Here is a 24,238-nt window from a genome sequence, read left to right as displayed (position 1 = left end):
CGTTAGCCTCCACCAACAAAATGGACAATCTCAAAGCAGTCATTCGCGCGGACGGGTTCTGTGGCATAGTCCTCTTTCATCACCACTTCGCGATTTTTTTCTATAATAAAATATTTACGATGTGCAATGTCCAATCGATCGATCAACGTAGCCACTGTTGTCACGTCCGCGGGCACTGTCATCACTTCACCATTCACACTAATTTCCACAGGTTCTCCTTGCGTCAATAATGGCCTGCTCTGCCAACAATTTGAGGGATTTTGCATGGGCAATGCTTTGTGCAATGGAACGCTCAAACAATCCTGACATCACAGCAACGCCATCCACAATCGGTGCGATGCTTGCAATGTTTGCCTCATCAATGCCGCCAATGGCGATCAATGTGCCTGCCCGCTTTTCTTTTGCGATGGCGGTTAAGCCTGCTAAGCCAAGGGGCGGATCTGTTTTTAAGCGCGTTTGAAAAATGTGTCCAATGTATCCATACGCATACTCAGGCAATTGCGCACGAATTTGCGCGCCATTGTGAAAGGATCGCCCAAATTGCACCGACGGAAATGCATTTTTTAACACCGCTAACGGTAAGCTAGATTCTGTTAAATGCACGCGTTCGATGCCCATTGCCAAAGCAATGTCTGTGCGATCATTGAGGATGAGTTGATGCGTTGACGCATGCTGAGCAATCCGATCGATCAAAGCGACAATCGCTTTGGGGGATCGAGATTTTTCACGAATCTGTACATAATCCACATAGGGCAAGAGCGCCACAATGTGCTCGCTTAATTGCTCAATGGATTGCGCTTGATTCGCTGTCACAGCATGAATTTGAAACATATTTCTCCATTGCGGAGTTGTGCTGTGCCCAAATCACTTGCCTCCGCTAGTATTAACTAGATCAGGTCATAAGAGTCCCGAAGTTTACTTCAATCTCAGCTGTTCACAACAGCACCTCTAGTGGAATGGAGAAAGTATAGAGAATGCCCATTGAATTGGCAAATTTAGTTTATTCAGTCCGTGCGGATTGATCAAGCTCTGCTAAAAATGCCAATTTCTCTTGGATTTTTCGCTCTAAGCCGCGATCTGTGGGTTGATACCATTGTTGATCTGGTAGATCATCTGGGAAATATTTCTCCCCCGCTGCATAGGCATAAGGCTCATTGTGCGCATAACGATACGCTTTGCCATAATCCATATCCGCCATCAATTGTGTGGGTGCATTGCGTAAATGCAGCGGCACTTCACGGGATTGATCTTGACGCACAAAGGCGCGCGCTTGATTAAAGGCATTGTAAGCAGCATTTGACTTAGCGGCACAGGCTAAATACACAAGCGCCGTGCCAAGGGCGAGCTCCCCTTCTGGCGAACCTAAGCGCTCATATGTTGTGGCTGCATCATTGGCAATTTGCATCGCCCGTGGATCGGCAATGCCGATGTCTTCCCAAGCGATGCGCACAATCCTGCGCGCTAAATAACGAGGATCTGCGCCACCTTCTAACATGCGCATGAACCAATACAATGCGGCATCCGGATCAGAGCCACGCACCGATTTATGGAGCGCTGAAATCAAATCATAAAACTGATCGCCGCCTTTATCCATAGCTTTTGGCTGTACGGTGAGCACTTTACCCAAAAACGCTGTCGTCACCTGATGAACGCCTTCTGATTCGGCGATATTGAGCACCTGCTCTAAACGATTGAGTAAACGGCGTGCATCTCCATCTGCATAGGTGACAAGCTGCACCGCAGCATCTTCTGCCAATTGAATGTGTGGATAATGCTGCGTTAATACGCGCTCAACGAGTAAAGTTAATGCCTCTGCATCGATCGGTTTTAAGGGATAAACCGTGGCGCGTGATAATAAGGCACGATTGATCTCAAAGGAGGGGTTTTCTGTGGTTGCCCCCACAAACACCACCAAACCAGATTCAATGTAAGGCAATAAGGCATCCTGCTGACTTTTATTAAAGCGATGAATCTCATCGATGAATAAAATCGTTTGTTTGCCTTGCAACTGATAATTTTTCGCCGTTTCGATGGCTTCCCGAATCTCTTTGACGCCTGAAAACACCGCAGATAATGCAATGAATTGGCAATCATAAGCATGCGCCAATAAGCGCGCCAATGTGGTTTTGCCAACGCCGGGCGGCCCCCAAAAGATCATGGAATGGGGTTTTGTGGCATTGAGGGCTAAAGTCAGCGGTTTATCTTTCCCAATCAAATGGCGCTGCCCCACCACATCTTCTAAAGATTGCGGACGTAAGCGATCGGCTAAAGGCGCAAAATCATCACCTTGTGCACTGAAAAGATCATTTTGTCTCATCGATCACATCCACGCCTTTTGGCACCTTTAATGTGAACACATTCGGATTGATGGTTTGATTGATCACCACATCAGAGAGCGTCAAACTCAATGTACCGTTGGCTTGTTTTGCATACACATTGCTGATATTGCCGCGCTTAAATTCAATTTCGATGAATTCAACATCACCTTTTTTCTTAGGCGTTAGGCGGTATTTTTGCTCATTTTTAAGGGTTTTAATGGCAAATTGTGCATTTAACGGTTGATCATTAAAGATCATGAACATTGGGGAATCTTGCTCAAAAATGGCCAAGTTTTTAATCACCACTTGCTCTAAATCCACATCATAATGCCAAAGCTTTTGCCCATTGCTGATGATCTTTTGTTCAAAAGGCGATGTGTAATTAAAATAAAAACCTGCCGTGGCATCGCGGCCATTTTTTTTACGAATTTGCAAAATACCATCGGAGATCTCTTTATTTTTTTGTTGCGTCACCGTCTGTTCAAAATCCGCCTGCAATGATGTCAGATCATTGAAATACCTCACCACAAAAGCTTCATTTGCCAAGCTTGGCACCACTAAAGATGCCGTTAAAATCGACCATAGACTCACTGTTTTTAACATACCGCCTCCTACAATTGAGGCTTTATTATACAGTGCAATGAATCATTTGGTAAAAAAGCGCTTCACGCCACTTAGAAGCCCAAGCAATGATGATTTAATGGGCGTTTTGCTCATCACTTGCTGCTGCGTCAATAAACTTGGCGATGCTTTAAATTGCTCAAACATCTCAATGGCGGACTTGACAAAAAAAGCAATCTGCCGCGGGCGCGATGGCATCATCACATAACGATACAATTTAGCTTCATTAATGAGCATAATGATGTCCTGATAATCCGCATGTTTCACAAGCCCAATGCTCAACAATTCTGGCAATTCTCGCTTGAGATATTTCAACAGCTCAATGTCCGCTTCATTGGCCAATTGAAAATAGACAATGATCAATGTCACAGGATATTGCTGCAATAATGCGATGACTTCCTCGTTGCTGTGGGCGACTAAGGCATGCGTGTGTTCAGGCAATTCTGCATGAATGTCCAACTCTCGCAAACCTGCCGCGCTGCTCTTATAAATGACATAGGCAGGTGTTTGCGGTTGTGCATAAGTTTTTTCGGGCACTTTAACTGGCGCTGCGGCAATGGCCTTAGAAACATTGACGGCATCGGCCACAATCTCTAGCACTTCTTGATTGCTCCACGGCTTGGTTAAAAATCGGTACACTTCGCTGTCATTCACCGTGCTGATGATGGCGCTGAGGTCAGAAAAGCCTGTCAATAAAATACGCGTGGTACGGGGCGATAATATTTTGGCTTGGCTCAATAACTCAGTGCCAAGCATCTCCGGCATCCGTTGATCGCTGATGATGACGGCAACTTTAGTGGTTTTTAAAATCTCGATGGCTTCAAAGGGATCAGTCGTGGTGATCACATGATATCGAAGGCGCAGCAATGCTTTGAGCGCATTTAAAATCAAGACTTCATCATCCACACACAACACCGTCATTTTAGACTTTAACATACAGACTCCTTAAGATTGCAACTCAATCAAAAATGGCAATAACAGCGTAAATATTGTGCCTTCACCCACAATGGACGTGACTTCAATCGTGCCGCCATGCTCTTTGATGATTTTATGACTGATGGATAGGCCAAGGCCGGTGCCTTGCCCCACTTTTTTCGTGGTGAAAAAGGGATTGAAAATTTGTTGTAAGGCGCTTTCCTCAATGCCCGAGCCATTGTCTGCGATGGTGATTTTGGCAAAGTGCTCATCAGCTCGTGCCACTGTGATTTCTATTACGCCTTCTGCATCTGTGGCTTGATTGGCATTGCCAATGATGTTCAGCAGCACCTGATTGATTTGTGATGGCATGCACTCAACGATGCAATCTTCCTCAATCGTCACCACCACGCGCTTATTTTTAAGCTCATATTTCAGGAGCATTAAGGTGCTATCCACTGCATCTTTTAACGATTGGCGCGCAATGTGCCCACGATCTAAGCGGCTAAAATTACGCAAATTGTGAATTAAACCACTGATCTGCTCGATGCCTGTTAAACCATCCTCAATGAGGGCTTGAATCTCTGCTATCACTTCGCTTAAAGGCACATCATCCACGCCTTCCACTTGTAAATTTGTCGTGATGGCTTTGACTTCATACACAATGTGCGCTTTACGATTTGCAAGGTCTAATGCTTTCGGTTGATTGACCAATGCAATCACTGATTCCGCCAATCCCACAAGGCGCGGTAAATTAAATGCCGTAAAATGATTCGCCGTTAATTCCAATGCGTTTTTCGTATAAGCCAAGGGCGTATTGACCTCATGCACTACGCCGGCAACCATCTGCCCAAGGGCGCTCATTTTCTCGGTTTGCACCAAAATCATTTCTGATTCTTGTAAATCATGCAGCGCTTTTTGCAAATCTGCCGTGCGCTCAGCAACGCGCTGTTCTAACCGCACATAGTTAATGAATAAACGAATGGCCAGCAGCGTCAAAATACCAAGCAATCCCGCAGCATAAATCATCAACTCTGTTTGATGGCGCGCCTGTGCTGCCAATGCTTCACTGACTGAATGGCGAATATCTGCTTTAATAACATCAGCATCCTGAACCACCGGCAGCGCGGCAATCGACTGCAAAATATGATCAATGTCTGGGCGCGTTTCCATCACAATGCCCACTTGCCCGAGAAAATCATACAAAATATCTTGCGTGGTAAAAGGTAAATCCGTAGTCACAAGCAAAGTTTCAATCACTCGCATTTGAGCACGAATGGCATTTTTTGATGTGTCTGAGCTGTTGAGATTATATTTGACTACAGTTGTAAACAATCTCAAAAAGAGTTCATCAAATTCAGAGGCGACAATGTCATCATTCGCTAAAATCTGCTCATACAATTTAGGCAACGCTTGCAAAGCGCTTTCAAGCACGGGAATCTCTGCCTGAAATTGCATCACCCATTCGCGCTTCTCATCAATGGTTTTCGCCAATGCAGCTAATGATGTATGTATGATCGGCTCATGACTTAAGCGTGCGATCAAAGTTGTGATGGCATCTTCTGGCGCTGTCATCGCCGCATCCTCTAGCAACATGCCAGCATTCATCTGCAAAATGGCAACATCCCAACGAGAAGATTCATGCACAATGCCATTGACCTCATCAATGATTTTAGCGCTCGCCCGCACATCCACTTTCTGAGTGTTTAAATAAAAATAGATGAGCCCCATCACTGCTGCGCTGATGAAGATCAAGGTGAGGACAACGCGTGTCACAATTTTCATGCTCTCTCCACTAAAAATAGCTTTTTTGTTGCTCATCTTAATCATCCATTGTGACACTGTGACGACAGTCAGGCGCTTGACAATATTGGTAGAATGGCTTTTGATAAGCAAGATGCAGGCTTGCATCATCGCGTATGGAGAGAATATGGGTGTCACAAAAACAGTTTTTATTGCAGGTTATGCACGTTTGCCTCAAGGCATGGCGGCAAAACATATGTTTGAATCAATGACCATCACGGCTGAAATTGAGCCAAAATATGGCGTCATTTTAGCGGCAGATTGCACATTGATTACAGAATTGGGGAAAAATTTCATTCGCCAATTACTCAGAGGCTACAGCCTCAATGATGGCATTGAAGGGCTGATTGACGCGGTTCATCAAAGTTATAAAGGTAAGGCCACAAGCGCTTTAATCGCCGCATTAAGGGATTTAGATCATCAATATCATTCGATGCACAAAGGATGATAAAAAAGTTGCCTTTCTAAAAGTTGCATGCTACATTCTACAAAACTCAACCAGAAAAGAGAGCCTACAATCAACCTACATGATTGATCCCCTTTCTTTCTCATGAGTCACGTTAATGAACTGCCCATCTGTTTGAGATCATCCCCCATGATGACGTAAGAGAACAGATGACACCAGTAATGCTTTTTGCGCTTTATTTTAGAGTGTAGAGGGTGTTGCTGGTTTTTTTTTGAAAAATTTTTATTACCACTCAAAGCTTGATCCTGGAGGATACCATGTCACAATTCATTCAAAAAAATGATCAATTTTCCATTGAAGAAAATGCTCAATCTAAACGCATCTTAAACATTACTTTATCTAAAGCTGTGATCGAGCAGTTTTTACAGAAAATCAAAGATGAAGGCATCAATATTCAGCATTTAGAATACACGCCATATGAGCGCCAAGTGATCGCCGCATATTTAGAAGAGATCGCAGGGCACAACTTTGGCAACATTTTACGTGACATCGTTAATGATCGAGCAACCGGTGGTTTTACAATTGGCTTAGAAGGCGTGTCTAAATGCACTGATGAATATGTAATTTTCTCCACCGCCATCGCGCATTTAGTGGGCATCTCTAACTTTGACTCCATGACGGGCAAATACTATGCGCGCTTTACAGTTAAAGACACCGACAGCAGCGACTCTTACTTACGCCAAGCGTATCGCTTATTCACACTTCACACCGATGGTACATTCGTGAGCGAAGCCACAGATTGGTTGCTCATGATGAAAATGGTGGAAGAGAATGCCAAAGGCGGCGAAAGTCGTTTATTGCACTTAGATGATTGGGAAGAGTTAGAAAAATTCAGCGCAAACTCTTTAGGCCAACATAAATTCCAATACATCGCGCCACCGAGCAAAAATGTGCAAGAAATCGTCCATCGTCAATTGTTCTTCTTGAAAAACAATCGCCCATGCATCTGCTTCATTGATCAGTTTGCGTATCCTGAAAGCATTGAAGAGGCTAAATTCTTAAAAGCGCTGTCGCAATCCATGGAAAGTGACAAACACGTGATCGAATTGGCATTGCCAGTGGGCAGTTTAGTGGTGTTGAACAATGAGTTCTGGCTCCATGGCCGTGCACCTTTTGAAAAACACCCTGAGTTAAATCGTGAGTTGCTCCGCCAACGTGGTCGCTTTTATCACTAACTCATCTAAAGAATTAAGGAAGGAGCTTCGGCTCCTTTTTTTATCTGCCTTAACCCACGTGCGTGGTGCGTGTTGGCATGGCATCGAGTTTAGAAATGTCCTCAATGATGGTGCATTGATCCGCCGTATGGACACGCCGGCAACGCTGCTCAATCGCCGTCAAACGGTCTTTAAGATCCATCAACTCCTCAATGCGCGCCTCTAAATGCAATAAATGCTGCTGAATGATGTGATTAATGGGGCGGCAATCGGATGTTGATGGCGCATTGACCTCATCTAAAATTTGATGAATCTCTTCATGCGTCATGTCAAAGGCGCGACAATTTTTAATAAATGTTAAACGCTCAACATGGGATTGATCATACGAGCGATAATTATTGGCAAGGCGCGTTGGCATGGGCAATAATTTCTGTTTCTCATAATAGCGGATGGTTTCTGTGGATACACCTGTTAATTCAGACAGTTGCCCGATCTTCATCTTCACCTCCTAGGGCTTGACCTTATAGTAGCTTTAAGGTGTTTACTATAGCATATCCATATGATTTTCATTCAAAGGGGTTTTTATGAGCGCACACCATTTAGAATCTTGCAGCACCTGTTCATGCAGCCATGATTCAGCACCGAAAGAAACGCCGATTACGGACATCCCTAAAGGACATCATCGTGATGTTTTTATCATTGAAGCGATGGATTGCCCCACTGAAGAAGGGCTCATTCGCCGTCACTTTGCCAATGATCCACTGATTGATCAACTCTCCTTTAACCTCATTCAGCGTAAATTGACGGTGGTGCACAACACAACCACGCAATACATCATCGATGCCATTGCAGAGCTTGGCATGGAAGCCATCTCTGAGATGGCAGCAAGTGCGCCAACGCCACCTAAAAAAGCTTTCACGGGATCATTCATCATCGCAGCGTTATCAGCCGCGGCTGCTGAGATTTTGAGTTTATTTGATGTGCATTTCATCATCGTTGGCTTCTTTGCGATCCTTGCCATTGTTTTATGTGGCAAAGAGACCTACATCAAAGGTTGGATCTCCCTTAAAAATCGTAAACTCAACATCAATGCACTCATGAGCGTAGCGGTGACGGGCGCTGTCCTCATTGGCGAATTACCTGAAGCCGCCATGGTGATGGTGCTCTTTAATCTCTCTGAAATGTTAGAAGCGCGTTCTTTAGACCGTGCACGCAATGCCATCGCTGGCTTAATGAGCCTAACGCCTGATGAAGCCCTGGTGCTAGATCATGGTACAGCCAGCATGCGCCCTGTTGAAACCATTGCTAAAGGCAGCACCATCCGCGTGATGCCGGGTGCACGCATTCCGTTAGATGGCACCATCACAAAAGGCAGCTCAAGCATTGATGAGTCACCCATCACAGGGGAAAGCTTACCGATTGATAAAACCGTGGGCGATGCTGTTTATGCTGGCAGCATCAACTTTGAACGCGAAATTGAGTTTTTCACCACCACGACTTCAGACAATTCTACATTGAGCAAAATTGCCCGCACCATTGAAGAAGCTCAAAGTCAGCGTGCACCTGTGGAGCGTTTTGTGGATCAATTTGCAGCCATTTATACGCCCATTGTGTTTGCGATTGCCATTTTAGTGGCGCTGATCTCGCCGCTCTTTGGCGTACCTGTCATTCAAAGCATTTATAATGCATTGGTGATGCTCATCATTGCTTGTCCGTGTGCCCTTGTGATCTCCACACCTGTTGCCATTGTCAGTGGATTAACGACCGCTGCACGCCAAGGGATTCTGATTAAAGGTGGCAGCTATTTAGAGACTGCACGCCACATTAAAGGTTTAGCCTTAGATAAAACAGGCACGCTCACAGAAGGACAACCGACGGTGACAGAGGTGATCACCTTGGTTCATTCCACACACATTCCAAGCATTGCAGCGCATTTAGCGGCGCGCTCTGATCATCCGATGTCAAAAGCAGTGGCTGCACACTATCAATCTGCATTGAATGCACCGCTGACCCTTCATGCGTTCACCGCCATTTTAGGCCAAGGCACTTGTGCAAGCATTGAGGGCGCACATTACTATCTTGGCAATCTTAAATTGATGCATGCATATCACATTGATGTCAGCGGTGCCGATACACATTTAGCACGCTTAAATGATCACACAGGCTCCCTGCTCTTTTTAGCCGATGATGCCAAACTCTTGGCAATCTTTGTGCTAGAAGATGCCATTAAACCCACCACTCGTAAAGCGATTGATGCCCTGCATCGCCTCGGGCTCTCTTTAACCATATTATCGGGGGATCGTGAACGCACCGTCAAAAATGTGGCGGCTGCCCTCCATTTAGATGCAGCGCGCGGTGAGCAATTGCCAGAAGATAAACTCGCCTTCATTGATGATTTTCAGAAAAATCACGGGGCAATTGCCATGATTGGCGATGGCATCAATGATGCCCCTGCACTTGCTAAAGCAGACATTGGCTTTGCCATGGGCGGCATGGGCAGTGATACCGCGATTGAAACGGCCGATGTTGCCATCATGGATGATGATTTAATGAAAGTGCCCAATTTCTTTCACATCTCTGAGCGTACCATCGGCATCATTCGTCAGAACATCACCTTTGCCATTGTGGTCAAACTCTTTTTCTTCCTTCTAGCCCTCTTTGGCTTAGCAGAAATGTGGATGGCGGTCATTGCCGATGTGGGCACCACATTTTTAGTGGTACTCAATGCATTGAGATTGCTGAAAGTAAAAGAAATTCAATAAATTATGATGCATCGCACTTTTTTGTGTAAAAATTCATCACGGGCTCTTGAAATGACATTCTCGATCCCCATAGTTGAAGCTGCAAAGATTTTAGTGCGATTCATTTTCTGAGATATTGCATCTTTGCGAATCGAAATCGTATTGTTAATTTATTTTTTAGAGGGAATCATTATGAAATTACGTCCATTACACGATCGCGTAATCATCAAACGTGTTGAAGAAGAGACAACATCTGCGGGCGGTATCGTATTACCTGGTTCTGCCACTGAAAAACCTTCTCGCGGTAAAGTGATTGCTGTCGGTACAGGCAAAACTTTAGACAACGGCCAAGTGAAAGCGGTTGATGTTAAAGTTGGCGACGAAGTCTTATTCGGTAAATATTCCGGTTCTGAAGTCAAATTCGGTGATGAAGATTTCATCGTAATGCGCGAAGACGAAATCATGGCTGTGATTGAAGCATAATCAATCACCCTTCATTAATATTCAGAATTTTAACTTTTAGAGGTATTTAAGTATGTCAGCAAAAGAAGTACGTTTTGGCGATGATGCACGTTCACGCATGGTAAAAGGCGTTAACACATTAGCAAACGCTGTGAAAGTGACATTAGGTCCTAAAGGTCGTAACGTTGTTTTAGAAAAAAGCTTTGGCGCGCCAACCATCACTAAAGATGGTGTGTCTGTGGCTAAAGAGATCATCTTAGAAGACAAATTCGAAAACATGGGCGCACAAATGGTGAAAGAAGTTTCTTCTAAAACTTCTGACATCGCAGGTGACGGTACAACAACGGCAACTGTATTGGCTCAAGCCATCGTTCGCGAAGGCATGAAAGCTGTTTCTGCCGGCATGAACCCTATGGACATCAAACGTGGTATTGATAAAGCCGTTGCAGCAGCTGTGGCTGAACTCAAAAACATCTCTAAACCTTGTTCTGATGACAAATCCATCGCACAAGTGGGCACAATCTCTGCAAACTCTGATGAAGACATCGGCCGCATCATCGCAGACGCGATGGCAAAAGTGGGCAAAGAAGGCGTGATCACTGTTGAAGAAGGTTCAGGTTTAGAAAACGACTTAACAACGGTTGATGGTATGCAGTTTGACCGTGGTTACTTATCGCCTTACTTCATCAACAACCAACAATCAATGGCGGCTGAATTAGACAACCCATTAATTTTGTTGTGTGATAAAAAAATCTCTAACATCCGTGAAATGTTGGGCGTATTAGAAGCTGTGGCTAAAACGGGTCGTCCTTTATTGATCGTGGCTGAAGATGTTGAAGGCGAAGCATTGGCAACATTGGTGATCAACAATATGCGCGGCATCGTAAAAGTTGCAGCGGTTAAAGCGCCTGGCTTTGGTGATCGTCGTAAAGCAATGTTACAAGACATCGCAATCTTAACAGGTGGTACTGTGATTTCTGAAGAAATCGGCATGTCACTTGAAAAAGCATCTTTAGAAGATTTAGGCAGTGCAAAACGCGTTGTGGTTTCTAAAGAAGACACAACCATCATCGATGGCGCTGGCGCTGTTGATGCGATCAAAGCACGCGTTGATCAAATTCGCATCCAAATGGACGAAGCAACGTCAGATTATGATCGTGAAAAATTACAAGAGCGCGTTGCAAAACTCGCTGGCGGTGTTGCTGTGATCAAAGTTGGTGCAGCCACTGAAGTTGAAATGAAAGAGAAAAAAGCACGCGTAGAAGATGCATTGCACGCAACACGCGCAGCCGTTGAAGAAGGCGTTGTCCCTGGCGGTGGTGTGGCTTTAGTTCGCGTATTGGCATCCATCAAAGATTTGAAAGGTGACAACGCAGAACAAGAAGCAGGTATCCGTGTGGCATTACGCGCAATGGAAGAGCCATTACGTCAAATCGTAACAAATGCTGGCGAACCTGCTGACGTTGTATTGAACGCAGTGCGTGAAGGCCAAGGCGCATTTGGTTACAACGCTGCCACTGGTGAATATGGTGACATGGTTGAAATGGGTATCTTAGATCCAACTAAAGTGACACGTTCAGCCTTGCAACACGCTGCATCTGTTTCTTCTTTAATCATCACCACTGAATGCATGGTTGCTGAAATTCCTAAAGCAGAACCTGCAATGCCTGACATGGGCGGCATGGGTGGTATGGGCGGCATGGGCATGATGTAATGCACCCCTAACCATTTCAACGACAAAGCCTTGGTCACTTGACCAAGGTTTTTTTATGCCCGGAAAAATTACAAAAATCATACATGCCATAAAATTTTATGCCGCATCTATGCCCGAAAAATGGCCTTTCCTCCCAAAAATTACGCACAATAAAGTAGTCAATTTGTTGCAAATTCATTTTACTTATGTATAAATATGGTGAGCTATGTTGCATGCAACATGTTAGCCATTCATAGAAATGGCTTCATATAACACAGAACAACCTAATCACCACTTTGTAGCAAACACCGCAATGAATTTGCCAATGACTACAAACCGTATAGGAGGAATTATGAATAAAAAGATATCATCGATGGATGTGCTGTTTTTAGCAATGGGGGCGATGCTTGGCTGGGGCTGGGTGATTCTCTCCGGCGAATGGGTGGCAACCGCAGGTTTCCTAGGGGCAACAATCGCCTTCGCAGGCGGCGGCTTATTGATCATCCTCATCGGCTTAACCTATGCTGAATTGGCCACTGCCATTCCAGAAACAGGCGGCGGCGTTGCCTTCGTTCAACGCGCTTATAACACACCATTAGCCTTCTTAGCAGGTTGGTCTGTATTGTTTGGTTACATGTCTGTAATCGCGTTTGAAGCCGTTGCATTGCCAACGGTGATTGACTACATCTCTCCCCTTAAACACCAAGTGCATTTATGGAACATTGCAGGCTCTGATGTTTACTTAACCTGGGCATTGATTGGTTCAGTGGGCGCACTTTTCTTGGGTGCATTGAACTATCGCGGCATTCGTTCTGCCACCATTTTCCAAACAGTGTTCACGATTGCCATTGTGAGCGTTGGCATTTTATTGATCTTTGGCGCAGGCTACTACGGCGACAGCGAAAACTTAAAACCTTATTTCAGCGGTGGTTTTGATGGCATGATGCAAGTGCTCATCATGGTGCCCTTTATGTTTGTTGGCTTTGACGTGATTCCACAAATCGCATCTGAAGTAAAAGCCACAAAATCCATCGGTAAAATGTTGGTGATCTCCATTTTATCTGCCCTTCTCTTTTATGTATTGATCATCTATGGCGTATCAATTGGTTTGCCACATTCAGAATTATTGACCTCAAAATTGGCAACTGCTGATGCGATGACCAACTTATTTAACAGCAAAGTATTGGGTCAAGTATTGGTCGTTGGCGGTATTGCAGGGATCATCACAAGCTGGAACGCATTCGTGATTGGTGGCAGCCGCATTATGTATGCAATGGCGCTTCGTGGCATGTTGCCTGCATGGTTTGCAAAATTACATCCAAAATATCACACGCCCGCAAACGCGATCATTTTCTTAACGGCATTGGCATTTTTGGCACCATTATTGGGTCGCCAAGCATTGAACTGGTTAGTGAACGCAGGCAGCATCGGCGTTGTATTGGGTTATCTCATTGTGACGTTAGCATTCTTACAACTTCGCAAAATTGAGCCAGATTTAGAGCGCCCATATGCTGTGAAATGGCCAAAAACCATTGGTTGGTTGGCAGTATTGTTCAGCATCGGCTTCTTATCACTCTATTTACCAGGCATGCCAGCAGAATTGAGCTTCCCAATTGAATGGAGCTTAGTGTTTGGCTGGTACTTCATCGGTGCTTACTTCTTGTTCATGCACAAAAGCAAAAGCCCAGTGAAGACATTTGAGTTAAACAATGCTAGCTTAGAAACAAAATAATTTTAAACGCCCATCGCCAAATTTAAATGAGCGATGGGCAAACGGCGATAATACAAACGTATTACGAATCATCAAAATAATAGTCACTGAAAAGAGGAATTGACATGTCATACACTACTGAACAACTTCAAGCAATGCGTCAAAAATATGTGGCGCGTGGCGTAGGTAACGGTAACTTAAACATTGCAACAAAAGCTGTGAACGCAACAATCACCACAGAGAAAGGTGAAGAGTTCATCGATTTTGCAGGCGCCATTGGTGTGATGAACGTGGGTCATAGCCACCCGAAAGTGGTTGCAGCCATCAAAGCACAATTAGATAACTTCACACATCCTGGCTTTAACGTCATCATGTATGAAAGCTATTTACAAGTGTGTAAGCGTTTGTGTGAAATCACTGATGGTGATCATGAGAAAAAAGCCATCTTATTCAACACAGGGGCAGAAGCTGTTGAAAATGCCGTTAAAATCGCGCGTAAATTCACAGGTCGTCCGGGCGTTGTCTCTTTCTACCGTGCATTCCATGGCCGCACAAACTTAACGATGGGCATGACGAGTAAAGTTAAACCTTATAAAGTGGGTTTTGGTCCTTTTGCCTCTGACATCTATCAAGCGCCGTATCCATATGCTTATCAGCGCCCTGCACACATGACAGAAGATGAATACATCGATTACACCATTGGCCGTTTTGATGAGTTCTTTAAAGCAACCGCAGCGCCAGAAACCATTGCTTGTTTAGTGATGGAACCGGTTCAAGGTGAAGGTGGCTTCATTGTTCCACCACAACGCTTTGTTGAGCACGTGTATAACTTCTGTCAAAAATATGGCATCGTATTTGTGGCCGATGAAATCCAAGCAGGTTTCTCTCGTACCGGTAAACTTTTTGCCATGGAACATTTTGGCATCGTGCCTGATTTGATGACCACATCAAAATCCTTAGCCGCTGGCGTGCCTTTAAGTGCGGTGGTTGGCCGTGCAGAAATTGTCAATGCGCCAAGCCCAGGTGAATTAGGCGGTACATTCTCAGGCAGCCCATTGGCATGTGCGGCAGCGCTTGCTGTGATGGATGTTGTGGAAGAAGAAAACCTCAACGAAAAAGCTGAAATCATGGGAGCAAAATTAGAAGCATATTTAACAGAACAGCAAAAACAATATCCATTCATCGGTGACATTCGCCGCTTAGGTGCAATGGTTGCGGCTGAAATCGTGAAAGATCCTACAACACGTGAACCAGATGCAGCAAGAACTTCTGCCATCACAGATTATGCCAACAGCAACGGTTTATTGTTGATTTCTGCGGGCATCAACAGCAACGTTGTGCGTTTCTTAGCACCTTTGACCATTACAGATGAAGAATTAACGAAAGGTTTAGCGATTTTAAGCGATGCTTTAAAAGCTGCCAATCAATAAAAGGATCGGGATTCATGAGTGAATTAAAAGTTTTTAACCCAGCAACGGGTGATCTATTGGCCACCTTGCCAATGGATACAACATCAGACATTGAAGCAAAATTAAAAGCAGGGCATGCGGCATTTCAAACATGGAAAAGCACGTCTGTGTATGAGCGCGCGGCACTTTTAAATCGTTGGGCAGAATTGATTTTAGCCAATAAGGAAGACGTGGCAAAAATCATGACTGAAGAAAATGGTAAGCCCTTACGTGAATCGATTGGTGAGTTGGTCAATGCGGTGAGCTACTTAACTTGGTATGCAGAAGAGGCTAAACGCATTTATGGCCGCACCATTCCAGCCTCCACCACCAATAAGCGCTTATTGGTGACGCGCCAAGCGATTGGCCAAGTGGCAGCCATTACGCCTTGGAACTTCCCTGCAGCCATGATGACACGTAAAGCAGGTCCAGCGCTCGCGGCAGGCTGTACGTTCATCGTAAAGCCTGCTGAAGACACGCCATTAACCATGATCCGCTTGGTGGAACTGGCCCATGAAGCAGGCTTCCCACAAGATGTGGTGCAGTGTGTGATTGGCACAGGTTCTGCGGTGGGTCCTGTGTTTACCGCCAGTGAATATGTGCGCAAAATCACATTCACAGGTTCAACGCCTGTGGGCAAACGCCTCATCAGTGAAAGCGCCGCGACAGTGAAACACATGTCAATGGAATTAGGGGGCCATGCACCTTTCATCGTGTGTGAAGATGCGGACATCGATTTTGTGATCACCCAAGCGATTGCCTCTAAATTCCGTAATGCAGGGCAAACCTGTATTTGTGCCAACCGTTTCATCGTGCATGAAGCAGTGATTGATGAATTTACTGAGAAATTCACAGCTGCCGCCAAAGCCCTTAAAGTGGGCAACGGTATGGATGAAACAACGGATGTTGGTCCGCTCATCAATAAAAAGGGCTATGACAAAGTGATCGAACAGATCAACGATGCCAAAGCAAAAGGCGCCACCATCCTCGCGGGCGGTGAAGGTTTAGCCGATGAGGCAAAAGGCACATACTTTGTCACGCCAACCGTCCTTGGCAATGTTACGCTTGATATGGACATCATGTCTGAAGAAACCTTTGGCCCTGTTGCGCCCATCATTGCTTACAATGATCTTGATGAAGCCATTAAGATCGCCAATGGTACGCCTTTTGGTTTAGCGGCTTACTTCTTTACTGACAACTACAAACGCGGCATCTATCTACAAGATCATTTAGATTTCGGTATTGTAGGCTGGAACGATGGCTTACCCACATTGGCACAAGTGCCATTTGGCGGCTTTAAAGAGAGCGGCCTTGGTCGTGAAGGCGGCATTGAAGGGATTGAGCCTTATTTGGAAACAAAATATCTCTCCATCGGTCAGCTATAATTGATGACATGATTCAAAGAGCGGCAAAGCCGCTCTTTTTTTATGCATGTTTGATTGATGAGGGGGATAAAAAAATACGCACAAAAAAAAGCTGAATGAGGATTGTATTGTGCCAATCCTGCATTCAGCAACACGACGACTATGGATTCTTGTGTAACCTTAATGCTATCAAATCAGTTAAGCTTGTGGCTGTGGCATCACTTCACGGACGATGTATTCAGCAATCGCCATTGATGACGTTGCACCCGGTGAAGGCGCATTGCGAATGTGCGTAATGTTACCCTCTTTACGCACCACAAAGTCATCCACTAAGCTGCCATCTTTATTCATGGCTTGGGCACGAATGCCACGCGTTGCAGGCTGTACAGTCATTTTAGAAAGAGATGGCACATATTTTGTGGCTTCATCAATGAAGCTTTGTTTGCTGAGCACCGTTTTTGACTCACGCACCGCCGCAGGTAAATTGCGAAGGGAGAATTTCCAGAAACCTGGATAAGTTAAATAATCAAAAATGTCTTTCGCATTGAAGTTTTTACCGGTGTAATTTTCACGGCCAAAGGATAAAAAGGCATTCGGGCCAATGGTCATTTTGCCATCGATGCGTTTAGTAAAATGCACCCCTAAGAATGGATATTTCGGATCTGGCACAGGATAAATTAACCCTTTCACATCATGGGTAAATTCATCATCTAGCACAAAGTATTGCCCAAAAAATGGCACGATTTTAGGTGAGGCTTCATCACCTGAATTGATCGCTAAGCGATCTGATTGTAGACCTGAGCAGCTCACTGCATAATCAAAGGTGTCATCATAAACTTTACCGCCTTTTAAAATGACGCGAATGCCGCCAGCTTCATTTTTAAGGGCTTCCACTTCTGAGCTTAAATGAATGGTGCCCCCTAAAGATTCAATCTCTTCGGCGATTTTTTTAGCGATGGCTTCATAACTCACAATGGCGGTGGTTGGGGAATGCAGCGCCGCAACGCCAATACAGTTTGGCTCAACTTCTTTAATTTCATCCCCATAAAGCATGCGCACATCGGGCACTTCGTTGTCTAACGCAATTTTGTATAAACGCTGTAAACGCTCTTCTTCGACAGCATTGAGGGCAACCACAACTTTGCCGCACTCATCGTAAGGTAAATTGTGTGTTTTGCAGTATTCGCGAATTAAATGCACACCGCGGCGGCATAATCTTGCCTTCAAACTGCCCTTTGCATAGTATAATCCTGCGTGTACCACACCGGAATTATGGCTGGTTTGATGCTGAGCTACGCTCGCTTCTTTTTCAAACAGTGTCACTTTGGCATCCGGATGATCGAGCAATAATTGTCTTGCAACGGCCAATCCATTAATTCCCCCCCCAATTACTGTATACTTGACAACAGACACATCAATCTCCTTTTTACTATGCGTTATACAACATGAAAAAACTAAAAAAAATAGAGAATCTTTCTGACCAAGCATTTGATCTTCTTCGTGACGCCATTCTCAATGGCGTTCTTGAGCCCGGAAAACTGTATTCAGCAACAGAAATTGGAGAATGGATTGGCGCTTCTCGAACCCCTGTGCGTGAAGCTGCACAACAATTGGCCGCCATTGGCCTTGTGCGCGTTGAACGCAATCGTGGGATTCGCATTTTGCCAACCTCCCTTCAAGAGCTCATTGAATCATTCCAGATCCGTTTGATGCTTGAAGTTCCCCTCATTCGTAAAGCTGCGTTATCACGCACAGATGAAGATCTTAAAAAGATCATCGCCGCGTATGATAATTTTGCCGCTGCTGCTCAAAAAGATGATGCCAAAGAGACATTGAAAGCAGATAAGGATTATCACTCTGCCTTATTAGAAGCTGCGCACATTGATCGTGCTTTAATGATTATTGAAAATACTCGCAACTCTGTTCTTTTGACTGGCCCTAGCACCATTCCTCATTCTCGAACTTGTATGGAAGCATTAGCTGACCATGAAGAGATTCATCAAGCGATCTTAAATCAAGATGCCGATGCCGCAGAACGGGCGATGAAACGTCACATTATCAACACCGCTAATATGTTAATCACACAAGAAGCGAAAAAGAGAGATGATTGGTTAGATCCTGATCTTTTGAGTCAGTTTTCATGGATTCATAAATAAGTCATTTAACCGCCCATGCTTTCTCTTCAATAATTTATAGCACAGTGATATGTTGCATGCAACACTTAAGCTACAAATTAGATACATTATTGCGTCGCACATAAAAAAACCTTGGTTTTCACCAAGGTTTTTGCATCTCTATTGCATCAATCGGATGGATTATTCATAAAGATAACGGGCAATCATCGTCATGTCATCCACAGGGCCAATGTTCACATGCACAATGTAACCAGAACCTTTGGCCACTTCGATCACTTCGCCTTTATCATTTTTCATCTCACCGATCACCACTTCACGGTTGCCATGTTGATTGATGATCTCAACGCGATCGCCTGTACCAAATTTGTTCTTCGCTTCTAACACCGCAATGCCTGTTTCAGGATCATAGGATTTCACTTCTGCCACATATTGCTGACGCGAGTGAATACTGTTGCCGGTTAAGTAGTTTTGGTAAGCGTGCGGCATGTGACGTTGTAAGAAACCTTCGGTATAACCACGGTTCGCTAAGCCATCTAATTTGCCATACAATTCTGGGTTAAATTCACGGCCAGCAATCGCATCATTAATGGCTTGACGATACAACTGTGCAGTACGTGCCACATAATAATGAGATTTTGTGCGCCCTTCGATTTTCAAAGAATCCACGCCAATTTCAATCAAACGCTGTACATGATGAATCGCACGTAAATCACGGGAGTTCATAATGTATGTGCCATTTTCATCTTCGCTGATCTCCATCCATTCGCCTTTACGCTGATTGTTCTCTTGAATGAGATAAGAGCGATCCGCTTCTGGATGAGGATTGTAACCTTCTGGCGCATCAAACGCAGAGCGGTTCAATTCATCTTGAAGATATTTCATTGGATCATCCGTTTTTGGTTGCACATGGCCACTGGCGGAGGTGTAAATGTTCACCAAATCTGCATTTTTTGGAATGAGTTCACCTTCAGGTGTCTCTTTTGCATCCGTTAAACCATAATTCCAGCGACAAGCATTCGTGCAGGTGCCTTGGTTGGCATCACGATGGTTAAAGTAACCCGACAATAAGCAGCGGCCAGAGTACGCAATACACAATGCGCCATGCACAAACACTTCTAATTCCATGTCTGGGCATTCTTGGCGGATTTCATGAATCTCATTTAAAGAGAGTTCACGAGATAAAATCACGCGCGTTAAACCCTGTTTTTGCCAGAATTTCACTGTTGCGCTGTTCACAGCATTTGATTGTACAGACAAGTGAATGTCCATGTCAGGCCAGCGTTCACGCACCATCATGATTAAACCTGGATCCGCCATGATCAACGCATCAGGACCTAAATCAATGATGGGGGCTAAATCATCCACGAATGTTTTGAGCTTTGCGCCATGGGGCATGGTATTTAATGCCACAAACAATTTTTTACCATGTTCATGGGCATAATCGATCCCCATTTTCATGCGTTCTTCGTTTTTAAAGTCATTGTTGCGCACACGTAAACTATAACGTGGCAAACCTGCGTACACAGCATCTGCACCATAGGCAAAGGCGTAACGTAGGTTTTCAAAGGTGCCCGCAGGCGCTAATAATTCAACTTGTCTTTGTGTCATGTGTCTCATCCTTACAGGGGATCACGGCTTATAGCCAAAGGGCAAATATTATACCTGAAAAAATAAAAAACGCTCTTGATGATCCACCAAGAGCGCAATATTTTCTTAATTTTAACAATCTTATGCCGATGGCTGTGCTTTTAATTTCAACACATAGCGATAAAAGACGCCATATGCCAATAAGCCATAAATCACAATCAAAATGGCTAAGTTCATGAGCTGAAATTCCACTTCTTGTAAAGATGCGCCCATCTGATTCATGTGCACTAAGCCTTCAATTGCAGATGTTGAGGGCAAGATGCGCGCAATGCCTAAAAAGAGATCTGGCATTAAATATTGTGGCCATGAAATCCCTGAAAAGAAGAAGAAAATCATACTAAATGGCAGCATCAATAGAAATACATTGTCCATTTTCTTAAAAATGCTCGACATCGCAAGCGCTAAGAAAATGATGGCACTTAAGAAAAACATGCCAAAAATCGCCAGTGAGAAAATGTCGCTCAAACGTGGCAATTGATACCAATATGGCGCAAAGAGCATAAAGATCCAATAACCAAAATAAGCGTAAAATAGATACGCTAAATAGCGGCCGGCCAGCGCTGCAAATGCCAATTGTGCCGTCGAGCGCTGCGGTGTGCTGACAAACGCCAAATCAAATTTAGAACGGCGGCTCAAAATGCACGCCAACATAATGCCAATCCACATGCTTTGATTCAAAATCAATACATACGCCGGCGGAATGATGTATGTGGCATAACCTGATTGTGGGTTAAATAAATCCACCGTCACAGGATTAAAAGGCGCACTGTTGCCTTGGGCAATGGCAGGATCAACACCCATGGCAATTTGCTTATCCACGAGAATCTTTTTATTCGTTGCCATCACCACAGAAGAGACCGCATTTGCCGCACCATTGTAAATCATCACGTAGCTGGCATCCCCATAAAACACCACAGCATCACGGCGCCCTTTGAGAATATTTTGCTCAAATTCAAAGGGAATCACCACAATGCCATAGATTTTACGTTGTTTGAGGAGCTCTTTTGCTTCGCCTAAATTCTCCACATGATCCACAATTTTCAATGAATCAGTGGCATCTAGCATGCGCAATAATTCACGGCTCATGGTGGTTTTGTTCTGATCCATCACAGCAATCGGCACATCGCGCACCTCTTCGTTGTTGTAAGGCAATGGATAGAAGAAAAAGTAAGTCACCAAGCCAATGATCAAAACAGAGGAGACCTCTTTAACGCGCAGCAACCGCTTGAGCTCATTGATCATGACAGCAAATATCAACTTAAGCATGTTTTGCCTCCGCTTTTTTCAATAATGCAACGCGCAGCACAATCAAACCATAGGCCACAATGCCAATGAGCATCATCGCAATGATGGATTTTAAAGAGGTGAGCAATCCTGCATCTCGTAAAGTTTGATCTAAACGCGCCTCAATGTACCAAGTGATCGGTAAAATCGCGCCCCAAATTTGGGCAAAGAGATCCATCGACATACGAGGATAAAAGAGTCCCGTAAACCCGAAGGCTGGGGATGCAAAAATACTCACCGAGCCATAGTTTAATGAACGCTGTGGCAGCCATAACGTCAGCACAATCGCGCACAATGATGCACTGGTGATGAAGGTGAATGATGCCAACATCTCCCACAATAATGAACCCCGTAGCGGCAGTTCAAAAAAGAACATCAGCCCAATGTCTAACGTAAAGAGCGACATCAAAAAGACCAACGTATACGGCGCAATTTTATTGACCACAAATTGAAAGACACTGTTGTTATTCATGCGCAAAATACCCAGCACGCCAAGCTGCCCATATTTATCTTGCACCGTGGTATAAGCAATGGAGAGCATCACAATGATTTGTAAAATCGTGGGCACAATACCATTGACCAATGTATAAACATAGTTGAGCGTTGGATTAAACACAGGGTGCAAATCTGCTGCAACCGGCGACAATTCCTTCATCGCCAATTGAGCTGTCACCCCTTGCGTGGTCAAGCGCTCAGCCTGCATCGTCATTAAACTTGAACCAAAAGCTTGCGTAAAACCCACTTTTAACACATTGCCAAGTGCCATATATTGCAGATTCGAAAAGCCCGTAATCTCTGGCTGAAGGTTGCCGAGCATGCGTTTTTCAAAATCATTCGGGATCAACAAAATCCCAAAAATATCACCTTTAAGAAGTGCCGTTTTTGCATCGCTTAAATTGTCATTGCGCATCGCAACCGAAATCGATGGAGATGCGGACACATGTTGAATGAGACTGCGTGAGGTTGATGTATTGTCAAGATCCACCACCGTAATGGGCACCCGATTAATGACCTCGGCATTGAACATGTACATCATGCCAAAAATAACAATCAGCGGATAAAGAAACACAGAGGCAAACAGGGGCTTTGAGCGACCAATGATCTTCCATTCGCGCCAAAAGCCAAAGAAAAAGCTATTTTGAGCCTGTGTTTTAGTGATTGGAGTTTTCATAATATCCGCCCTATTGAGCTTTGCGTGTGTTCCACTTCGCAATCACACTCATACCAGGACGCAATGCCTCAATATTTTTAATGGGTTTCGCACGCACTTCAAAGGTGCGTAGGTCAAATTCACCAGTTGCTTTCGTTGCGCGCCAGTTGGCATATTGCCCCAAGGCATTGAGTGCTGTGATTTTCACTTCCACAGTTTCTTTAAGGGCAGGAATTTCCACTTCAAACACATCACCAATTTTCGCAGCACGTAAAAAATCTTCACGAATGTTAAACGTCACCCACATATCCGTTAAATCAATCAATGAATACAGTGGCGTGCCTGGATTATATAACTGACCCACTTCTGCAACTTTAGCCGTCACTTGACCATTGGCAGTGGCTTTAACAATTAAAGTATCCACATCTGTATTGACTTGGTTCAATGCAGCTTTTGCTTGGGCAACTTGCGCATCAGCTAAATGCTTGGTTTCAATGCTCGCGCCATTTTCTGCCAATTGTAAACTCGCTTCAGCCGCCAATTTATCTTTCAATGCCACTTCATAAGAGGTTTTTGCCTCATCAAACACTTGTTGAGAAACCCCGCCCTTTTGAATCGCTTTTTGCACACGATCAAAACTCTGTTTAGCCAACGTCACGCCATCTTCTGCAGAAGCTAACAATGCTTTTTGGATTTCAATTTGTTCAGGGCGCGTACTGTATGCCACATCACGATTCGCTTTGGCCACATTATATTGTGCTTCGGCTGTAATTTGCTGGGCAATCATTGCAGGATTTTCTAAAATGACAAGCGTATCGCCTTCTTTAACATTATCCCCAAGATCATAAAAAACCTCTTTCGCACGGCCTTGCACACGCACTGAAATATCCACACGATTTGCCTCAACTTCACCTTGAAGCACAAACTCTTTTTGTTGATGGGCCACTAAATAAAGCACCACAACAAGGGCAATAAACAGTGCACCTAAACCTAATAATGTACGCGTCATTTTCTGCATAGTATTTTCCTAAAGTTATATTTAATCGTTTGATTTAATTATTATAGTATAGCCGAGCGAGTTATCGCCTGCTATTTATTAACTTCAAGGTAATCTAATCTTGCGTACTTCAAATAGATACATATGATGATGCTATTTTTTTTCAGACAAATGAAAAAGCCCTCTTCGCTTGAAGAGGGCTATTCATGTTAGGCCCTGGAGATGACCTACTTTCACATGGGGAGGCCCCACACTATCATCGGCGCAGCTACGTTTCACTTCTGAGTTCGGAATGGGATCAGGTGGTTCCATAGCGCTATTGTCTCCAG

General features: G+C 44.4%; 21 protein-coding genes, 1 rRNA gene and 1 riboswitch. Of the genes, 9 read left to right on the top strand and 13 right to left on the bottom strand.

Going from position 1 to position 24,238, the window contains the following annotated elements; all coding sequences use genetic code 11:
* Positions 1–2: 2 nt before the first annotated feature.
* The 6 genes from thiS to B9T10_RS07725 form a co-directional block, all read right to left on the bottom strand.
* Positions 3–209: a sulfur carrier protein ThiS gene (gene thiS / locus B9T10_RS07750; RefSeq protein ID WP_094538211.1), complete on the bottom strand. Its 207-nt coding sequence runs from the start codon at positions 207–209 to the stop codon at positions 3–5.
* On the bottom strand, positions 199–831 hold the full coding sequence (locus B9T10_RS07745) for a thiamine phosphate synthase (protein ID WP_094538210.1): 633 nt from the start codon (positions 829–831) through the stop codon (positions 199–201). Before B9T10_RS07745 ends, thiS begins: the two co-directional genes overlap by 11 nt.
* Positions 832–852: 21 nt before the next feature.
* A riboswitch (TPP riboswitch) is annotated at positions 853–960 on the bottom strand.
* A gap of 40 nt (positions 961–1,000) precedes the next feature.
* The gene (locus tag B9T10_RS07740) at positions 1,001–2,317 is read right to left on the bottom strand and encodes a replication-associated recombination protein A (RefSeq protein ID WP_094538209.1); all 1,317 of its coding nucleotides are present in this window, start codon (positions 2,315–2,317) and stop codon (positions 1,001–1,003) included.
* A complete protein-coding gene (gene lolA / locus B9T10_RS07735) occupies positions 2,304–2,921 on the bottom strand; it encodes an outer membrane lipoprotein periplasmic chaperone LolA (protein WP_094538208.1) in 618 nt (205 codons plus the stop codon). The genes B9T10_RS07740 and lolA overlap by 14 nt, the downstream gene beginning before the upstream one ends.
* 42 nt (positions 2,922–2,963) lie before the next feature.
* Positions 2,964–3,875: a response regulator gene (locus B9T10_RS07730; RefSeq protein ID WP_094538207.1), complete on the bottom strand. Its 912-nt coding sequence runs from the start codon at positions 3,873–3,875 to the stop codon at positions 2,964–2,966.
* Between the two features lie 9 nt (positions 3,876–3,884).
* Positions 3,885–5,639, bottom strand: a complete 1,755-nt coding sequence (locus B9T10_RS07725) for an ATP-binding protein (protein WP_179220637.1) — start codon at positions 5,637–5,639, stop codon at positions 3,885–3,887.
* Between the two features lie 145 nt (positions 5,640–5,784).
* Between B9T10_RS07725 and B9T10_RS07720 the strand changes: the two genes are divergently transcribed.
* Together B9T10_RS07720 and glaH are read left to right on the top strand one after the other, a co-directional pair.
* On the top strand, positions 5,785–6,105 hold the full coding sequence (locus tag B9T10_RS07720) for a DUF3870 domain-containing protein (protein ID WP_008316621.1): 321 nt from the start codon (positions 5,785–5,787) through the stop codon (positions 6,103–6,105).
* A gap of 275 nt (positions 6,106–6,380) precedes the next feature.
* Complete coding sequence (gene glaH, locus B9T10_RS07715) at positions 6,381–7,298, top strand: glutarate dioxygenase GlaH (protein WP_063503142.1); 918 nt, start codon at positions 6,381–6,383, stop codon at positions 7,296–7,298.
* Between the two features lie 49 nt (positions 7,299–7,347).
* Here glaH and B9T10_RS07710 read toward each other — a convergent pair whose 3' ends face one another.
* Positions 7,348–7,776, bottom strand: a complete 429-nt coding sequence (locus B9T10_RS07710; RefSeq protein ID WP_094491691.1) for a MerR family transcriptional regulator — start codon at positions 7,774–7,776, stop codon at positions 7,348–7,350.
* An 85-nt stretch (positions 7,777–7,861) separates the two neighbouring features.
* Between B9T10_RS07710 and B9T10_RS07705 the strand changes: the two genes are divergently transcribed.
* From B9T10_RS07705 to B9T10_RS07680, 6 genes are all read left to right on the top strand, one after another.
* Positions 7,862–10,039 carry a heavy metal translocating P-type ATPase gene (locus B9T10_RS07705; RefSeq protein WP_094538205.1) on the top strand — a complete coding sequence of 726 codons (2,178 nt, stop codon included), beginning with the start codon at positions 7,862–7,864 and terminating at the stop codon, positions 10,037–10,039.
* Between the two features lie 171 nt (positions 10,040–10,210).
* Positions 10,211–10,501, top strand: coding sequence for a co-chaperone GroES (groES, locus tag B9T10_RS07700; protein WP_008316614.1), 291 nt, complete (start codon positions 10,211–10,213; stop codon positions 10,499–10,501).
* Between the two features lie 52 nt (positions 10,502–10,553).
* Positions 10,554–12,194 (top strand): chaperonin GroEL, encoded by a 1,641-nt coding sequence (groL, locus tag B9T10_RS07695; RefSeq protein WP_018122872.1) that lies wholly within the window; start codon positions 10,554–10,556, stop codon positions 12,192–12,194.
* Positions 12,195–12,546: 352 nt separating this feature from the next.
* On the top strand, positions 12,547–13,905 hold the full coding sequence (locus tag B9T10_RS07690) for an APC family permease (protein WP_063455367.1): 1,359 nt from the start codon (positions 12,547–12,549) through the stop codon (positions 13,903–13,905).
* A gap of 104 nt (positions 13,906–14,009) precedes the next feature.
* On the top strand, positions 14,010–15,314 hold the full coding sequence (gene gabT / locus B9T10_RS07685) for a 4-aminobutyrate--2-oxoglutarate transaminase (RefSeq protein ID WP_008316610.1): 1,305 nt from the start codon (positions 14,010–14,012) through the stop codon (positions 15,312–15,314).
* A 14-nt stretch (positions 15,315–15,328) separates the two neighbouring features.
* Positions 15,329–16,717, top strand: coding sequence for an NAD-dependent succinate-semialdehyde dehydrogenase (locus B9T10_RS07680; RefSeq protein ID WP_094538204.1), 1,389 nt, complete (start codon positions 15,329–15,331; stop codon positions 16,715–16,717).
* Between the two features lie 177 nt (positions 16,718–16,894).
* On the opposite strand, the gene lhgO is transcribed toward B9T10_RS07680, so the two are convergent.
* Positions 16,895–18,109 (bottom strand): L-2-hydroxyglutarate oxidase, encoded by a 1,215-nt coding sequence (lhgO, locus tag B9T10_RS07675; protein WP_018122876.1) that lies wholly within the window; start codon positions 18,107–18,109, stop codon positions 16,895–16,897.
* Positions 18,110–18,141: 32 nt separating this feature from the next.
* Here lhgO and B9T10_RS07670 point away from each other — a divergent pair, with 32 nt between their 5' ends.
* Positions 18,142–18,852, top strand: a complete 711-nt coding sequence (locus B9T10_RS07670; RefSeq protein ID WP_008316607.1) for a GntR family transcriptional regulator — start codon at positions 18,142–18,144, stop codon at positions 18,850–18,852.
* A 159-nt stretch (positions 18,853–19,011) separates the two neighbouring features.
* Here B9T10_RS07670 and trhP read toward each other — a convergent pair whose 3' ends face one another.
* The 5 genes from trhP to rrf form a co-directional block, all read right to left on the bottom strand.
* On the bottom strand, positions 19,012–20,439 hold the full coding sequence (gene trhP, locus B9T10_RS07665) for a prephenate-dependent tRNA uridine(34) hydroxylase TrhP (RefSeq protein WP_008316605.1): 1,428 nt from the start codon (positions 20,437–20,439) through the stop codon (positions 19,012–19,014).
* A 120-nt stretch (positions 20,440–20,559) separates the two neighbouring features.
* On the bottom strand, positions 20,560–21,744 hold the full coding sequence (locus B9T10_RS07660) for an ABC transporter permease (RefSeq protein ID WP_094538203.1): 1,185 nt from the start codon (positions 21,742–21,744) through the stop codon (positions 20,560–20,562).
* The gene (locus B9T10_RS07655; RefSeq protein ID WP_063455370.1) at positions 21,737–22,933 is read right to left on the bottom strand and encodes an ABC transporter permease; all 1,197 of its coding nucleotides are present in this window, start codon (positions 22,931–22,933) and stop codon (positions 21,737–21,739) included. Before B9T10_RS07655 ends, B9T10_RS07660 begins: the two co-directional genes overlap by 8 nt.
* A gap of 10 nt (positions 22,934–22,943) precedes the next feature.
* Complete coding sequence (locus B9T10_RS07650) at positions 22,944–23,930, bottom strand: HlyD family secretion protein (protein WP_008316600.1); 987 nt, start codon at positions 23,928–23,930, stop codon at positions 22,944–22,946.
* 193 nt (positions 23,931–24,123) lie between these two features.
* Positions 24,124–24,238: ribosomal RNA gene (rrf, locus tag B9T10_RS07645) — 5S ribosomal RNA — on the bottom strand.

This window comes from Wohlfahrtiimonas chitiniclastica, from assembly GCF_002252325.1.
Taxonomy (GTDB): Bacteria; Pseudomonadota; Gammaproteobacteria; order Cardiobacteriales; family Wohlfahrtiimonadaceae; genus Wohlfahrtiimonas; species Wohlfahrtiimonas chitiniclastica.
Note: the sequence above shows the minus strand (reverse complement) of the source record. Positions and strands in the feature narration are given on the sequence as shown.

Excerpts from the sequence above, each read along its gene's own strand:
- B9T10_RS07745 (WP_094538210.1), bottom strand. The coding sequence starts at position 831 with ATGTTTCAAATTCATGCTGTGACAGCGAATCAAGCGCAATCCATTGAG.
- B9T10_RS07740 (WP_094538209.1), bottom strand. The coding sequence starts at position 2,317 with ATGAGACAAAATGATCTTTTCAGTGCACAAGGTGATGATTTTGCGCCT.
- lolA (WP_094538208.1), bottom strand. The coding sequence starts at position 2,921 with ATGTTAAAAACAGTGAGTCTATGGTCGATTTTAACGGCATCTTTAGTG.
- B9T10_RS07730 (WP_094538207.1), bottom strand. The coding sequence starts at position 3,875 with ATGTTAAAGTCTAAAATGACGGTGTTGTGTGTGGATGATGAAGTCTTG.
- B9T10_RS07725 (WP_179220637.1), bottom strand. The coding sequence starts at position 5,639 with ATGAAAATTGTGACACGCGTTGTCCTCACCTTGATCTTCATCAGCGCA.
- B9T10_RS07720 (WP_008316621.1), top strand. The coding sequence starts at position 5,785 with ATGGGTGTCACAAAAACAGTTTTTATTGCAGGTTATGCACGTTTGCCT.
- glaH (WP_063503142.1), top strand. The coding sequence starts at position 6,381 with ATGTCACAATTCATTCAAAAAAATGATCAATTTTCCATTGAAGAAAAT.
- B9T10_RS07710 (WP_094491691.1), bottom strand. The coding sequence starts at position 7,776 with ATGAAGATCGGGCAACTGTCTGAATTAACAGGTGTATCCACAGAAACC.
- B9T10_RS07705 (WP_094538205.1), top strand. The coding sequence starts at position 7,862 with ATGAGCGCACACCATTTAGAATCTTGCAGCACCTGTTCATGCAGCCAT.
- groES (WP_008316614.1), top strand. The coding sequence starts at position 10,211 with ATGAAATTACGTCCATTACACGATCGCGTAATCATCAAACGTGTTGAA.
- groL (WP_018122872.1), top strand. The coding sequence starts at position 10,554 with ATGTCAGCAAAAGAAGTACGTTTTGGCGATGATGCACGTTCACGCATG.
- B9T10_RS07690 (WP_063455367.1), top strand. The coding sequence starts at position 12,547 with ATGGATGTGCTGTTTTTAGCAATGGGGGCGATGCTTGGCTGGGGCTGG.
- gabT (WP_008316610.1), top strand. The coding sequence starts at position 14,010 with ATGTCATACACTACTGAACAACTTCAAGCAATGCGTCAAAAATATGTG.
- B9T10_RS07680 (WP_094538204.1), top strand. The coding sequence starts at position 15,329 with ATGAGTGAATTAAAAGTTTTTAACCCAGCAACGGGTGATCTATTGGCC.
- B9T10_RS07670 (WP_008316607.1), top strand. The coding sequence starts at position 18,142 with ATGAAAAAACTAAAAAAAATAGAGAATCTTTCTGACCAAGCATTTGAT.
- trhP (WP_008316605.1), bottom strand. The coding sequence starts at position 20,439 with ATGACACAAAGACAAGTTGAATTATTAGCGCCTGCGGGCACCTTTGAA.
- B9T10_RS07660 (WP_094538203.1), bottom strand. The coding sequence starts at position 21,744 with ATGCTTAAGTTGATATTTGCTGTCATGATCAATGAGCTCAAGCGGTTG.
- B9T10_RS07655 (WP_063455370.1), bottom strand. The coding sequence starts at position 22,933 with ATGAAAACTCCAATCACTAAAACACAGGCTCAAAATAGCTTTTTCTTT.
- B9T10_RS07650 (WP_008316600.1), bottom strand. The coding sequence starts at position 23,930 with ATGCAGAAAATGACGCGTACATTATTAGGTTTAGGTGCACTGTTTATT.